The organism is Aliivibrio thorii (assembly GCF_057368585.1).
Genome location: NZ_CM170654.1, coordinates 469,627 through 484,264, shown reverse-complemented (window position 1 = coordinate 484,264; position 14,638 = coordinate 469,627). Strand labels below are relative to the sequence as shown.

The window sequence follows — 14,638 nt, the reverse complement described above, 5'->3', positions numbered from 1 at the left end:
AATGGTATTAACGGGAGCAATATCACATTGAAAATGACGGACAAAAAACAACCAACAATATCAATAATGACGTTTTTAACGTTATAAAAAGGGATTTTGCCGTTTTTAACGGGAATCGAAATTGACGTTTTAGTGATAAAACTGTTTCCTATACATGCCCAAGGCCTACAGACCACTCAACAACTGTTTAGGATGTTCTGGAAAAAACTGGATTTGAGGTAGGCCTCAATGTGTATTTATCAAATTGTTAAATACGTATATATAGTGAAACATAAAGCAAAGAGTAAGGAACAGCTATGCTTGCCAATATTAAAAAAACTACACTAGCTGCTGCAGTGCTTGCAGCAACAACGGGTTTTGCAGCTACGGATGCAGCTGCACGAAGTGAGCTAACAGTAGTACCTGATTTCTACCCTACAATGATTCAAAACTTTAACCCATACCTTGCAACTAACCTTCGAACAACAACAGATTTTGTTTACGAACCACTAGTTATCTTTAATGAAATGCACGGTAATGAGCCAGTAATGCGTCTTGCAGAAGACTTCCGCATGTCTGACGACCTAATGAGTGTTACTTTTGACATTCGTAAAGGCGTTAAATGGTCTGACGGCGAAAAATTTACTGCTGACGATGTTATGTATTCTTATCAGTTGCTAAAAGACAAGCCTGAGCTTGATCAACGTGGTATCAATAAGTGGATAACAAAAGTTGAACGCCTAAATGAATACCAAGTAAAATTCAGCCTATCAGAAGCGAATTCAAACGTACCTTATGAAATTTCTCTAGTACCAATCGTTGCAGAACATGTTTGGTCTAAAGTAGAAAATCCAACAACGTTCACCAATGAAAATCCAGTTGGTACAGGTCCGTTCACTGAAATTGATACATTTACACCGCAACTTTACATTCAGTGTCGTAACCCTAACTATTGGGATAATGATAACCTAGATGTTGACTGTCTACGTGTTCCTCAAATTGCGAACAATGACCAACTACTTGGTAAAATCGTAAACTCTGAGCTAGATTGGACTTCATCTTTCATTCCTGACATCGACCGTACTTACGCATCAGCAAGCCCTAGCCACCAATACTGGTACCCGCCATCAGGTACACAAGCATTAATGGTTAACTTCAAAAACCCAGATGCAGCTAAAAATGAAGCGTTAACAAACGTTGAATTCCGTCGTGCTATGGGTATGGCTCTTGACCGTCAAACTATCATCGACATAGCATTCTACGGTGGTGGTACAGTGAATGATTTCGCATCAGGTCTTGGTTATGCATTTGAAGCATGGTCTGATGAAGCGATTCATAATAAGTATAAGAAATTTAATACTTACAATGTTGAAGGCGCTAAGAAGCAATTAGCTAAAGCTGGCTTTAAAGATGTGAATGGCGATGGTTATGTTGATACTCCATCAGGTAAATCATTTGAACTTCTAATTCAATCTCCAAACGGTTGGACTGACTTCAACAACACAGTACAACTTGCTGTTGAGCAGCTAGATGAAGTTGGCATTAAAGCAAAAGCTCGTACACCTGAATTCGCAGTTTATAACCAAGCGATGTTAGAAGGTACATACGACCTAGCTTACACTAACTACTTCCACGGTGCGGATCCACACCTATACTGGAACAGTGCATACAACTCAGCACTACAAGAAGGTGATGGTATGCCTCGTTTCGCAATGCATTACTTCAAAGATGCGAAACTAGATGCACTACTTGATAGCTTCTACAAGACAGCAGACAAAGAAGAGCAAATTGAAATCGCTCATGGTATTCAGAAAATCATCGCTGAAAACCAAGTAACACTTCCTATTATGTCTGGTGCTTACATGTACCAATATAATACAAAACGCTTCACTGGTTGGTGGAACGAGAAGAATCCTAAGGGCCGTCCAAACATCTGGGCTGGTATTCCTGAGCGTCTTCTACACGTTCTTGACCTAAAACCTGTTAAGTAATATGTAAGCCTTGCGGTGCATATCTTGTGCACCGCGTATTCTCCCCTTCCCTACTAGCTAAAGGATTGGCGCTTGTCGTCAGGGGATTTTTCGTCCTGATTTCCAGGTCAGGCAAATAATATCTGGATGAGTAAGGTGTGAGTTATGGGATTTTTTCTAAGACGTTTATCGTTCTATTTTATTGCGTTGGTCGTTGCTGCAACGATTAACTTTATCATTCCGCGAGCAATGCCAGGTGACCCTGTTGTCATGATGTTTGCGAATGCCACAACTCAGGTAACTCCTGAGCGTATCGAAGCTATGAAACAACTGCTTGGTTTTGTTGATGGTCCACTTTATCAACAATACTTTATCTACATTAAAAACATTCTAACTTGGGAATTAGGTACATCTATCAAATTCTACCCTCTAAGTGTAAATACACTATTAGGTGGCGCATTTGGTTGGTCTCTTTTCTTAGCTGGTACTGCAGTTATTATCTCTTTCTCTTTAGGTTCAATCTTAGGTATTTTTGCAGCTTGGAAACGCGGCAGTGCATATGACACATTTATCTCTCCAGGGATGCTAGTTATTCAAGCGGTACCACAAGTGGTTATCGCGATGCTTGCCATGTTTACTTTTGCGGTTGGATTAAAATGGTTCCCAACAGGGTATGCGTATACTCCTGGTGTTGTTCCTGACTGGACGAGCTGGGTATTCATAAAAGATGTTGCTTACCATGCAATTCTCCCACTGATCTGTGCTTCAATTGTTCAAATTGGTGGTTTCTTAATCAACATGCGTAACAATATGATTAACCTTTTAGGCGAAGATTACATCACTATGGCTAAAGGTAAGGGATTAAGCGAAAACCGAGTTGTATTTAACTACGCAGCACGTAACGCAATGCTTCCAAGTGTTACCGCTCTTTCTATGTCTCTTGGCATGGCTATTGGTGGCCAACTTATCGTAGAAATTATCTTTAACTATCCAGGTCTAGGCTCAGTATTGTTTAATGCAATTACGTCTCGTGACTACCAAGTTCTTCAAGGTCAGCTACTTATCATGACTCTGTTCATGTTGTTCTTTAACCTTCTCGCTGACATGTTATATGTAGTTCTAGACCCTCGCCTACGCAAGGGAGGAAAATAATAATGAAAGGCTTAATTAAACTTCTTTCTGGTAACCCTAAATCACTGTTTGGCTTAGGTATCCTATTCATGTTTATCTTTGTTGCTGTCTTCGCCCCATTTCTTAGCGACCACGCTCCAGATAAACGAACAGGTAAACCACATGAATACCCTAGCTTCGTTGTAAACGCAGCTGAAAATAACCCTGACGGTTGGGTTTCTGAAAACTTAGCAACCGATCGTCGTACATTACTAATGTCTAAAAAAGCAGACCACGTAATGGGAACAACCCGTATGGGTCGTGACGTTTGGTCTCAACTTGCTCATGGTGCTCGTGTATCACTAGCGGTTGGCTTTAGTGCAGGTTTAGTTGTGTGTTTCTTAGCAACGGTTATCGGGATCTCTGCTGGTTACTTCGGAGGCAAAGTTGATGACATATTAACGGCTGCGATGAACATCATGCTGGTTATTCCTCAGTATCCATTACTGTTCGTTCTTGCCGCCTTTATTGGTGAAGCTGGACCTATGACCATAGCCCTCATAATCGGGTGTACATCCTGGGCTTGGGGCGCACGTGTAATTCGCTCTCAAACCTTAGCATTACGTGAAAAAGAATTTGTAAGAGCTGCTGAGGTACTAGGTGAATCATCATGGCGCATCATCTTTGTTGAGATTCTTCCAAATCTTATCTCAATTGTAGGTGCAAGTTTCATCGGTTCAGTAATGTACGCAATCATGATGGAAGCAACAATTTCATTCTTAGGTCTAGGTGACCCAAGTACAATTAGTTGGGGCATCATGCTGTACAACGTACAAACGTCTTCATCTATCTTAATTGGCGCATGGTGGGAATTAATCGCTCCTTGTATGGCACTGACTATTCTAGCTGTAGGCCTTGCAATGCTTAACTTTGCAGTAGATGAAATTGCTAACCCACAACTTCGTTCTCACAAAGGAATGAAACGCTGGAAAAAATTAGCAACCCAAGATACGAATGAACGTAAACCAGATTTAGCTAAACCAGTATTAAATTGGAACAGGGAAGATTGATATGACTGACCCACAAATTTCTATCCGCAATCTGTGTGTGGATTACATTACTGAATCAGGTGATGTGCGTGCTGTAAACAATGTGAGTTTTGACATCGGTAAAGGTGAAGTCTTTGGTCTAGCTGGTGAATCAGGTTGTGGTAAATCAACCATTGCATTCTCTTTAATGCGCCTGCATAAGCCGCCAGCATTCATCACCGGTGGTGAGGTTATATTTGATGGTCAAGATATTTTAAAATATAGCGACCCACAAATGCAGGCTTTCCGTTGGAGTGAAATGTCAATGGTATTCCAAAGTGCCATGAACGCATTAAACCCTGTACTTCCGATGGAAGAGCAGTTCTGTGATGTGATCATGCGCCATACCACAATGACTCGTGAACAAGCGATTACTCGTGCTCAAGGCCTATTAGAAATAGTAGATATTCACCCAAGTCGTTTAAGTGATTATCCTCACCAGTTCTCTGGCGGTATGCGTCAGCGTTTGGTTATTGCCATTGCATTAGCTCTTAACCCTAAAATGATCATCATGGATGAACCAACAACGGCACTTGATGTTGTGGTTCAACGTGAAATTTTACAGAAAATTTATGCGCTTAAAGAAGAGTTTGGTTTCTCAATCTTATTCATTACGCACGATTTATCACTAATGGTTGAGTTTTCTGATCGCATTGGGATCATGTACTCAGGTGAATTGATAGAGGTTGCTTCTTCCAAAGAGATCTTAACCTCTCCTTACCACCCATATACAAAAGGGCTGGGTAGTTCATTCCCACCACTAACGGGGCCAAAAACAAAATTAACAGGTATCCCAGGAAATCCTCTTAATTTATTAGAAATACCGCAAGGTTGTCGCTTCCAGTCTCGTTGTGATCGTGTACATGAAGCATGTCGTACGATTCCTACACAGCTTCGTCAGATTGAGCCTGGTCACTTGTCAAATTGCCACCTTTACGGTGAGACAATTGCACAAGCAAAAGCATAAAACGGATTTTCTGGAGTAAATTATGAGCAAAGCATTTGGCGAACTACTGATTGAAGGCAAAAATCTAGTTAAAGATTTCCCTGTAAGTAGCAACGCACTTAAAAACCCAATGATGCGAGCGATCAACGACGTATCATTCAAAATGTACAAAAGCCGTGGTCTTTCCGTTGTTGGTGAGTCGGGTTCGGGAAAATCCACCACAGCAAAAATGATCGCAAAAATGTACGCACCGACAGACGGCGTAATCGAATACAAAGGCCGTGATATTCAAGATATCGTTAAGAAAAATGATCTCATGAAATATCGTGAAGGCGTACAGATGGTATGGCAAGACCCGTTTGGTTCTTTAAACCCAACCCATAATATTTTTCATCACCTTGCTAGACCACTTCTTATTCATAAGAAAGTGGCTCCAGGTAATCAAAAAGAGCTGGAGGATCGCGTTTATGATCTTCTAGAACAAGTGGGGTTGATCCCACCAAAAGAAACGGCGGCTAAATTCCCGCACCAACTTTCTGGTGGCCAACGTCAACGTGTCAACCTTGCTCGAAATATAGCGGTTGGTGCAGAGGTAGTGCTTGCTGATGAACCGACCTCAATGCTTGATGTCTCTATCCGTGCGGGCGTTCTTAACCTAATGGAAGAGATGAAGTTTGAGAAAGAAATGTCTCTACTTTACATCACGCACGATATCGCAACCGCTCGTTATATCGCAGAAGATCTCGCGGTAATGTACGTGGGGCACATGGTTGAATGGGGCGACACTGATGAAATCATTCACGATCCTCAGCACCCATATACACAACTATTAGTTTCTGCAGTGCCAGATCCAAGTAAATCGATTCATACCAAACTGAAAGGCAACAAAGGCGAGATCCCTCTTTGGACACCAGAATCAGCAGGTTGCCCATTTGCAGGTCGTTGTACTCACGTAACAGAAAAATGTAAAGAACGTATGCCTGGCGTAACAAAACTGTCAGACAACCATTTTGTTCGTTGTTACTTATACGAAAATTAATTTCATTAGTAATATCGAACAGCAGTAATTGGTATTTTGGAGAAATAGATGCAACTGTTAACTAACCATATTGGATATGAAACAAACGGACCGAAATCAGCGGTATTATTGGCTACCACTGCCCTAGAGCAGCCAATCTCTGGTCAAATTGTTTGTACTCAAACACAACAGGTAAAACACCGTTTTTCTATTTCTTCATCAAACCAAGTTGCTCATTGGCATCAAGGTTACTTTGCTGAAATTTCATTTAATGAATTTTCAGAACAGGGAGAGTTCATTCTTGTAATCGAAGGGGCGATTTCTCACCCTTTTATTATCAAAACCAACCTATTAATGAGTCATACATTCTCTGATGTTATGCACTACTTTAAATCGCAACGTTGTGGTGGGATGTTTGATAAACACGATAAGAAAGCTCCTGTATTAAAGAGTAATGAAACCGTCGATGTTCATGGTGGTTGGTACGACGCGTCTGGTGATGTAAGTAAATACTTCAGTCACCTTTCTTACGCTAATTACTTAAACCCTCAACAAATTCCAATGGTTGTTTGGAATATGCTGAAAGGGCTTGAATTAACTCAAAACCTATCGAGTTTTGCTGCATTCTCTCGCACCCGCCTTACCGAAGAGGCATTGTTTGGTGCTGACTTTTTAGTTCGAATGCAAAATCCGGCAGGTTTCTTTTACATGACCGTATTTGATAAGTGGAGTAAAGATATCAATCAACGTGATATCTGTGCTTACGCTACTCAAGAGGGTCTTAAATCTGATGATTACCAAGCAGGTTTCCGCCAAGGTGGAGGCATCGCAATTGCGGCTCTTGCTTCTGCTGCTCGCTTAGATATTGATGGTGAATTTACTCGTGAAAACTATTTAGGCGCGGCGGTAAAAGGTTATTGGCACCTAAAAGAACATAACCTTAATTATTTAAATAATGGCGAAGAGAATATCATTGATGAATATTGTGCTCTTCTTGCTGTTATCGAGCTATTCAAAACAACTCAAGATAATGCCTTTTTACTGGAAGCTCGTTCATGGACAGAAAGATTATCAGCTCGCCAACAAAGTGATGAGCAGCAAAGCAACTTTTGGTCTGCAACTCAAAATGGCGAACGTCCTTATTTCCATGCAGCAGAAGCTGGTCTTCCTGCGATTGCACTATCTCAATACTTAGAAATAGAAACTGACAATAGCCGTAAAGCTCATACTCAATTAATTATCAACCAAGCTGTTGAGTTTGAATTAACTATCTCTTCAGAAACATTCAATCCATTCGGTTATCCAAGACAATACGTTAAGTCCGTTAATGGCGAAAAACGCAGTGCCTTTTTTGTCGCTCATGACAATGAATCAGGCTACTGGTGGCAAGGAGAAAATGCTCGCCTAAGTTCGTTAGCTAGCATGAGCTATTTAGTCCTACCTCATATTACTTGTACTGATATTAAACAAAAATTAGAGATCTTTGCTCAGAATAATTTGAACTGGGTATTAGGATTAAATCCTTATGATATGTGTATGTTAGATGGCCATGGTCATAACAACCCTGATTACCTTCCTCATCTTGGTTTTTTTAATGCTAAAGGTGGTGTTTGTAATGGCATTACTGGTGGTTTTGATGATGAAGAAGATATCGCTTTCAATCCTGCACCACACGGTGAAGATATGCTACAAAACTGGCGTTGGGGTGAACAATGGATCCCTCACGGCGCATGGTATTTATTAGCAATTATGACTCAATCATCTTACCAAGCGAAACTAGGAGAATAGTCATGAGCTATTTATATGTTGGAATTGATGGTGGTGGCACTTCTTGTCGCGCTCGAATTCGCAATGCACAAGGTGAATTATTAGGTGAAGCGAAAAGCGGCAGTGCCAATATCTTATTAGGTATTGAAGTTGCAATGGATTCAATCATTACTGCGATTACCCAAGCGGCAGCACAAAATAAATTATCAGAAAATGATTTTGCAACAATGCACGTTGGTCTTGCCCTTGCTGGTGCAGAGCAAAAATCAGCTTGGCATAAATTTATGCAATTGAAACACCCTTTTGCCTCAATGACATTGAACACTGATGCTTACGGCGCATGTTTAGGGGCTCATAAAGGCAAAAATGGAGCAATCATGATTGCTGGAACTGGCTCTTGTGGTATCTACATTCAAGATGCTCAGCAACATGTCGTTGGTGGTCGAGAATTTCCAATATCTGACCAAGGTGGCGGTGCAATTATGGGCCTTCATTTAATTCAAAATACGCTTTTAGCTTCTGATGGTATTAAACCTACTACTGCTCTAACCGATCATGTGTTAGCGCACTTTAATCATGACATCGATAGCATTGTTGATTGGTCTAAAACGGCTCGCCCATGTGATTACGGACAGTTTTCTCCAACCATTTTCGCTCTTGCATTAAAAGGGGATGATCTTGCTATTGAGCTATTACAACAAACAGCTAGCCATATAGAAATGTTCTTAACGGCTTTAAATAAGAAAGGCGCAACACAAATTGCGCTAATGGGAAGTATTGGTGAACGCATTGTTGAATGGCTATCGCCTTCTATTCGTCAGTATTTGGTACAACCACAATGTGATGCGATTGAAGGTGGCATCATGATGGCAGGAAAATTAGAACATAATTTGTTCTAGTATTTTTATAGGGAATTAGATGATGGATTATCGTGTAGATCTTGTTGTTTTGTCTGAAAAAGACAATCTAAGCCGATTTGGTTTAACGCTACACAATTTAAGTGATGCAGACCTTCATGATTGGCAATTTCATTTTACAATTGATCGCTTCATTACTCCGAACAGCAATACTCAAGGAACTTTAGAACAAATCGGTAGCTTCTGTAAGCTGATTCCAAATGATAACAAAGTACTAAAAGCGAACAACCATTACTACGTAGAATTCAGCATTGGAACCGCTCCTTTTCGTTTTATTTCTGATGGTTTTGATGATGCAACGATATTCATTGCTGATAGCGAAAAGCCTCAATTTTTAGAGGTTTCAATCTCTCCACTAGTATTAGCATCACCACATACAGAACGAACTCAAATGCCAAGAGTTGCGCCTGCTGAACTATCACTAATTCCAAAACCAGAATCAGTACAACGCCTTGATGGGTTATTTAATTTAACGAATTCCTCACTTGAGCTTCAAACTCATTTAGCAGAAGGCCCTGCAACATGGTTAAGTGAAGAGTTAGAGATAATTACATCAAAAAAACATCTTCTTAATAATAATGGACAGATCCAATTTATTGCTAATCCAACACTAGATAGAGGGGCTTACCAAGTCTCAGTGATGGAAGATAAAATCACACTCCATGCAGGTTCAAGTGAAGGCTTTGCTCATGCTTGCGCTACATTATTGCAATTAATTAATGAAGACACGCAACTAGTACCATGTGTAAAAATTAAAGATCAACCACGCTTTCATTACCGTGGCATGATGCTAGATTGCGCAAGACACTTCCATCCACTTGAACGAGTAAAGCGTTTAATTAATCAACTAGCTCAATACAAATTTAATGTATTCCATTGGCACCTTACCGATGACGAAGGCTGGCGTGTTGAGATAAAAGCATTTCCAGAGTTAACTCAAGTTGGTGCTTGGCGTGGGCCTAACCATCTTTTAGAGCCCCAATATACGCATGTCGCTGGCTCTCATGGTGGCTTTTACTCCCAAGAAGAAATTAAAGAAGTGATCGCTTATGCTGAATTACGTGGCATTACCGTGATCCCTGAAATCGATATTCCTGGGCACTGCCGCGCAGCAATCAAAGCACTACCTCATTTATTAGTTGATACCGACGATCACTCAAATTATCGCAGTATCCAACATTACACAGACAATGTACTTTCTCCTGCATTAGAAGGAACTTACACCTTTATTGATACGGTACTTGAAGAAGTTGCTGCACTTTTCCCTGCTCCATATATTCATATCGGAGCTGATGAAGTTCCAAAAGGCGTTTGGACAGACAGCCAAAAATGCCAAGAACTAATGGAACAACAAGGCTATAGCGATCCAGTAGAACTTCAAGGCCACCTACTTCGTCATGCTGAAACTAAATTAAAGCAGCTTAGTAAAAGAATGCTTGGATGGGAAGAAGCTCAACATGGTAATAAAGTCAGTAAAGACACAGTGATTTACTCTTGGTTAAGCGAAGAAGCGGCACTTAATTGCGCTAAACAAGGCTTTGATGTGGTACTTCAACCAGGACAAACGACTTATCTAGATATGGCTCAAGATTATGCTCCTGAAGAACCGGGGGTTGATTGGGCTAATGTACTTCCTCTTGAAGATGCATATAACTATGAACCATTAGCAGAACTTGCTGATAACGACCCTATTCGTAAACGAATTCTTGGTATTCAATGCGCGCTTTGGTGTGAAATCATCAATAACCAAGAGCGTATGGACTACATGATTTTCCCACGCCTTTTAGCTATGTCTGAAGGTATGTGGACACAAAAACAACACAGAAACTGGACAGACTTTTTATCAAGGTTAAATGGACGATTACCAACCCTAACACGTCAGGGTATTAATTTCCGTCAACCATAAGTCACCCAATTATTAGTATTTTAGTTAAGGATAAAACAATGAAATACGGCTTTTTTGATAACGATAACCGTGAATATGTAATCACTCGCCCTGACGTACCAGCACCATGGACTAACTATTTAGGTACAGAGAAATTCTGTACGGTTATTTCTCACAATGCTGGCGGTTACTCTTTTTATAACTCTCCTGAGTATAATCGTGTTACTAAATTCCGTCCAAACGGCACATTTGATCGCCCTGGACATTATGTTTACCTTCGTGATGATGAAACTGGCGATTACTGGTCAATCTCATGGCAACCTGTAGCAAAAAGCTTAGATGAAGCAAGCTACGAAGTTCGTCACGGCCTGTCTTACTCTAAATTCAAATGTGATTACAACGGCATTGAAGCGACTAAAACCTTATTTGTTCCAAAAGGTGAAGACGCTGAAGTGTGGGATGTGGTTATTAAGAATACTAGCGATAAGCCTCGTGTTATCTCTGCATTCTCTTTTGTTGAATTCTCATTCAGCCATATCCAATCAGATAACCAAAACCACCAAATGTCATTGTACTCTGCAGGTACCTCTTACAATGAAGGTGTGATCGAATACGATCTTTACTACAACACCAATGATTTTGAAGGTTTCTACTACTTAGCATCTACGTTTGATCCTGACTCATACGACGGACAACGTGACAGCTTCTTAGGCGCATACCGTGACGAAGCAAACCCAATTGCGGTTGAAAAAGGTCAATGCTCTAACTCAGCACAAACCTGTTACAACCACTGTGGTTCGCTTCATAAGCAATTTACTATTCAACCGGGTGAAGAAGTTCGTTTTGCTTACGTACTTGGTCTAGGCAAAGGCAACGGTGAGCGTCTACGTCAAAAATACCAAGACGTTGCTAATGTTGATGCCGCTTTCCAAGAGATTAAAGATCACTGGAGCGAGCGTTGCGATAAGTTCCAAGTTAAATCACCAAACGAAGGTTTGGATACAATGATCAACACTTGGACACTGTATCAAGCTGAAACCTGTGTGGTTTGGTCTCGTTTTGCTTCATTCATCGAAGTAGGCGGACGTACGGGTCTTGGTTACCGTGATACCGCTCAAGATGCGATCTCTGTACCTCATGCAAACCCTGAAATGACTCGCAAACGTATCGTAGACTTATTACGTGGCCAAGTTAAAGCGGGTTACGGTCTACACCTATTTGATCCTGACTGGTTCGATCCTGCAAAAGCAGACGTGAAACCATCAAAATCACCAACCGTTGTTCCTACTCCATCGGATGACGATAAGATCCACGGCATTGAAGATACGTGCTCTGATGACCATTTATGGATCGTTCCGACGATCATCAAATATGTAATGGAAACTGGCGAACACTCTTTCTTCGACGAAGTGATCCCATACGCTGATGGCGGTAACGCTACTGTTTATGAGCACATGAAAGCGGCGTTAGATTTCTCTGCAGAATACGTTGGTCGTACTGGTATTTGTAAAGGTTTACGTGCTGACTGGAATGACTGCCTGAACTTGGGTGGTGGTGAATCATCAATGGTTTCATTCTTACATTTCTGGGCATTAGAAGAATTCCTAGATTTAGCAAAATTCCGTAATAATGACGCTGATGTAACTAAATACTCGGAAATGGCAGCTAATGTACGCGAAGCGTGTGAAACTCATCTTTGGGATGAAGAAGGCGGTTGGTACATTCGTGGTCTAACCAAAGATGGCGACAAAATTGGTACAGCACAGCAAACTGAAGGCCGTGTTCACCTTGAATCAAACACCTTAGCGGTTTTATCTGGTGCTGTATCTCAAGAGCGCGGTGAGAAAGCGATGGATGCGGTTGATGAGAACTTATTCTCTAAATACGGTTTACACCTAAATTCGCCTTCATTCGCAACACCAAACGATGATATCGGTTTTGTTACTCGTGTTTACCAAGGCGTAAAAGAAAATGGTGCAATCTTCTCCCATCCAAATCCATGGGCTTGGGTAGCAGAAGCGAAACTGGGTCGTGGCGACCGTGCAATGAAATTCTACGACGCACTAAACCCATACAACCAAAATGACATGATTGAAAAGCGTGTTGCAGAACCATACTCATACGTACAATTTATTATGGGTAAAGATCATCAAGATCATGGCCGAGCTAACCACCCTTGGTTAACAGGTACTTCTGGTTGGGCTTACTTCGCAGTAACTAACTTTATTCTTGGTGTACGTGCTGGATTTGAAGGGTTAACGATTGATCCTTGTATTCCAACAGATTGGCCTGAGTTCTCGGTGACTCGTCAATGGCGTGGTGCGACATACAACATTCAAGTTAAGAACCCTAACTCAGTAAGTAAAGGCGTTCAATCTATCACGATTAATGGCGAAGAAGTTAATGGCGCAGTCCCTGTTCAAGCAGAAGGCAGTGTGAACGACGTTATCGTAATCATGGGTTAAGTACGTTTAATTAACGCTTAATTTAAATGATAAAAGTAAGGAGCTTATTGCAAGCTCCTTGCTCTAAAAGGAATTTACAATGATTCAATTTGGTACTGGCGGATGGCGTGCTTTCATTGGTGAAGAATTCACTAAAGACAATGTTCGCCTTGTTGCTCAAGCCCTATCTAATATTATGATCAATGAACAAGCGCAAGAAAAAGGCTTTGTTATCGGTTATGACCGTCGCTTTCTTTCAGATAAAGCAGGTAAATGGTTTGCTGAAGTTGTCGCAGCAAATGGCATTAAAGTCAGTTTTATTGACCGATTCGTTCCAACCCCGATTGTTATGTTTCAAGCAAAAGAGATGGGGTGTATTTACTCGGCTTGTATTACAGCCTCTCACAACCCTGCTGATTACAACGGCGTTAAAGTCTTCATTGAAGGCGGCCGCGATGCTGATGAAATAATCACTCAAAAAATTGAGCAACAAATTGCTCATTTGACGCAGCAAGATGTCAGCAGTGTCGATTTTGAAGATGCATTAAATGATGGTTGCATTGAAATCATCAATCCAATGAACGCATTCGTTGATTCCATCGTTAACTTTATCGATATGGAAGCCATTAAAAAAGCGAATTTACGTGTACTGATCGATCCTATGTTTGGTGTAGCAAAAAATGCCCTACAGACCGTATTAATTAGTGCTCGTTGTGATGTTGACGTTATCAATGATGGTGAAAACCCTTCTTTTGGCGGTTTAATGCCATCTCCAAATGCAGCAACACTTTATCGTTTAAAACACTTAGTTGCTCATGATGGTTATGACATTGGTATTGGTACCGATGGTGATGCTGACCGTCTAGGTATCATTGATGAAAAAGGTAATTTTATTCACCCAAATGAAGTGCTATTGCTACTTTATTATTACCTACTTGAGTACAAAGGCTGGAAAGGCTCTGTTGTGCGTAATATCGCGACCACTCACTTATTAGATAAAGTTGCCGCGGATCACGGTGAAAAGAGCTTTGAGGTTCCGGTAGGCTTTAAGCATATTAGTTCACAAATGGAAGCAGATGACTCTTTACTTGGTGGTGAAAGCTCGGGTGGCTTAACTATTCGTGGTCATATTAAAGGTAAAGATGGCGTATTCGCTTCAAGTTTATTAGTTGAAATGATCAGTGTAACAGGAAAGAAACTATCTGAAATGCTTGATGAAATTTATGCTAAATATGGTTATGCCTACACAGCCGAAGGCGACTGTACTTTTAAATCAAGTGAAAAAGAAGCACTGTACAATAAAATTTATATTGAAAAACAACTGCCTGAATTTGAATATGAAATAGAAAAAGTAAGCTATGAAGATGGTGCGAAAGTCTATTTCAAAAATGGTGGTTGGGTGATTGCTCGCTTCTCAGGAACAGAGCCATTGCTAAGAATTTTTGCTGAAATGGAAGACCAACTAACAGCAGAAAAAGTACTGAATCAAATGAAAGCTTTCCTTTCTCTTTAGT

Annotated in this window: 10 protein-coding genes; all 10 read left to right on the top strand. The window is 40.8% G+C overall.

Annotated features, from left to right (window positions below; all coding sequences use genetic code 11):
• The first annotated feature begins 296 nt into the window (after positions 1–296).
• The 10 genes from AC2IP4_RS02145 to AC2IP4_RS02100 all read left to right on the top strand — a co-directional run bounded on the left by AC2IP4_RS02145 (position 297) and on the right by AC2IP4_RS02100 (position 14,637).
• Positions 297–1,970 (top strand): ABC transporter substrate-binding protein, encoded by a 1,674-nt coding sequence (locus AC2IP4_RS02145; protein ID WP_486310511.1) that lies wholly within the window; start codon positions 297–299, stop codon positions 1,968–1,970.
• Positions 1,971–2,114: 144 nt separating this feature from the next.
• Positions 2,115–3,101, top strand: coding sequence for an ABC transporter permease (locus tag AC2IP4_RS02140; protein ID WP_105055449.1), 987 nt, complete (start codon positions 2,115–2,117; stop codon positions 3,099–3,101).
• A 2-nt stretch (positions 3,102–3,103) separates the two neighbouring features.
• Positions 3,104–4,129 carry an ABC transporter permease gene (locus tag AC2IP4_RS02135; protein ID WP_060994147.1) on the top strand — a complete coding sequence of 342 codons (1,026 nt, stop codon included), beginning with the start codon at positions 3,104–3,106 and terminating at the stop codon, positions 4,127–4,129.
• A gap of 1 nt (position 4,130) precedes the next feature.
• A complete protein-coding gene (locus tag AC2IP4_RS02130; protein WP_060994148.1) occupies positions 4,131–5,114 on the top strand; it encodes an ABC transporter ATP-binding protein in 984 nt (327 codons plus the stop codon).
• Positions 5,115–5,136: 22 nt separating this feature from the next.
• Entirely contained in the window at positions 5,137–6,132 is a 996-nt protein-coding gene (locus AC2IP4_RS02125; protein WP_375321188.1) for an ABC transporter ATP-binding protein, read from the top strand.
• Between the two features lie 48 nt (positions 6,133–6,180).
• Complete coding sequence (locus tag AC2IP4_RS02120; RefSeq protein ID WP_486310510.1) at positions 6,181–7,899, top strand: glycoside hydrolase family 9 protein; 1,719 nt, start codon at positions 6,181–6,183, stop codon at positions 7,897–7,899.
• A gap of 2 nt (positions 7,900–7,901) precedes the next feature.
• A complete protein-coding gene (locus AC2IP4_RS02115; RefSeq protein WP_486310509.1) occupies positions 7,902–8,777 on the top strand; it encodes a glucosamine kinase nucleotide-binding domain-containing protein in 876 nt (291 codons plus the stop codon).
• Positions 8,778–8,799: 22 nt separating this feature from the next.
• Complete coding sequence (locus tag AC2IP4_RS02110; protein WP_375322822.1) at positions 8,800–10,701, top strand: beta-N-acetylhexosaminidase; 1,902 nt, start codon at positions 8,800–8,802, stop codon at positions 10,699–10,701.
• A gap of 38 nt (positions 10,702–10,739) precedes the next feature.
• Complete coding sequence (locus AC2IP4_RS02105) at positions 10,740–13,145, top strand: glycoside hydrolase family 94 protein (RefSeq protein ID WP_486310508.1); 2,406 nt, start codon at positions 10,740–10,742, stop codon at positions 13,143–13,145.
• 79 nt (positions 13,146–13,224) lie between these two features.
• Complete coding sequence (locus tag AC2IP4_RS02100) at positions 13,225–14,637, top strand: phosphoglucomutase/phosphomannomutase family protein (protein WP_130046217.1); 1,413 nt, start codon at positions 13,225–13,227, stop codon at positions 14,635–14,637.
• The last annotated feature ends 1 nt before the right edge of the window (position 14,638 follow it).

Coding starts and splice junctions, on each gene's coding strand:
- AC2IP4_RS02145 (WP_486310511.1), top strand. CDS start 297: ATGCTTGCCAATATTAAAAAAACTACACTAGCTGCTGCAGTGCTTGCA.
- AC2IP4_RS02140 (WP_105055449.1), top strand. CDS start 2,115: ATGGGATTTTTTCTAAGACGTTTATCGTTCTATTTTATTGCGTTGGTC.
- AC2IP4_RS02135 (WP_060994147.1), top strand. CDS start 3,104: ATGAAAGGCTTAATTAAACTTCTTTCTGGTAACCCTAAATCACTGTTT.
- AC2IP4_RS02130 (WP_060994148.1), top strand. CDS start 4,131: ATGACTGACCCACAAATTTCTATCCGCAATCTGTGTGTGGATTACATT.
- AC2IP4_RS02125 (WP_375321188.1), top strand. CDS start 5,137: ATGAGCAAAGCATTTGGCGAACTACTGATTGAAGGCAAAAATCTAGTT.
- AC2IP4_RS02120 (WP_486310510.1), top strand. CDS start 6,181: ATGCAACTGTTAACTAACCATATTGGATATGAAACAAACGGACCGAAA.
- AC2IP4_RS02115 (WP_486310509.1), top strand. CDS start 7,902: ATGAGCTATTTATATGTTGGAATTGATGGTGGTGGCACTTCTTGTCGC.
- AC2IP4_RS02110 (WP_375322822.1), top strand. CDS start 8,800: ATGGATTATCGTGTAGATCTTGTTGTTTTGTCTGAAAAAGACAATCTA.
- AC2IP4_RS02105 (WP_486310508.1), top strand. CDS start 10,740: ATGAAATACGGCTTTTTTGATAACGATAACCGTGAATATGTAATCACT.
- AC2IP4_RS02100 (WP_130046217.1), top strand. CDS start 13,225: ATGATTCAATTTGGTACTGGCGGATGGCGTGCTTTCATTGGTGAAGAA.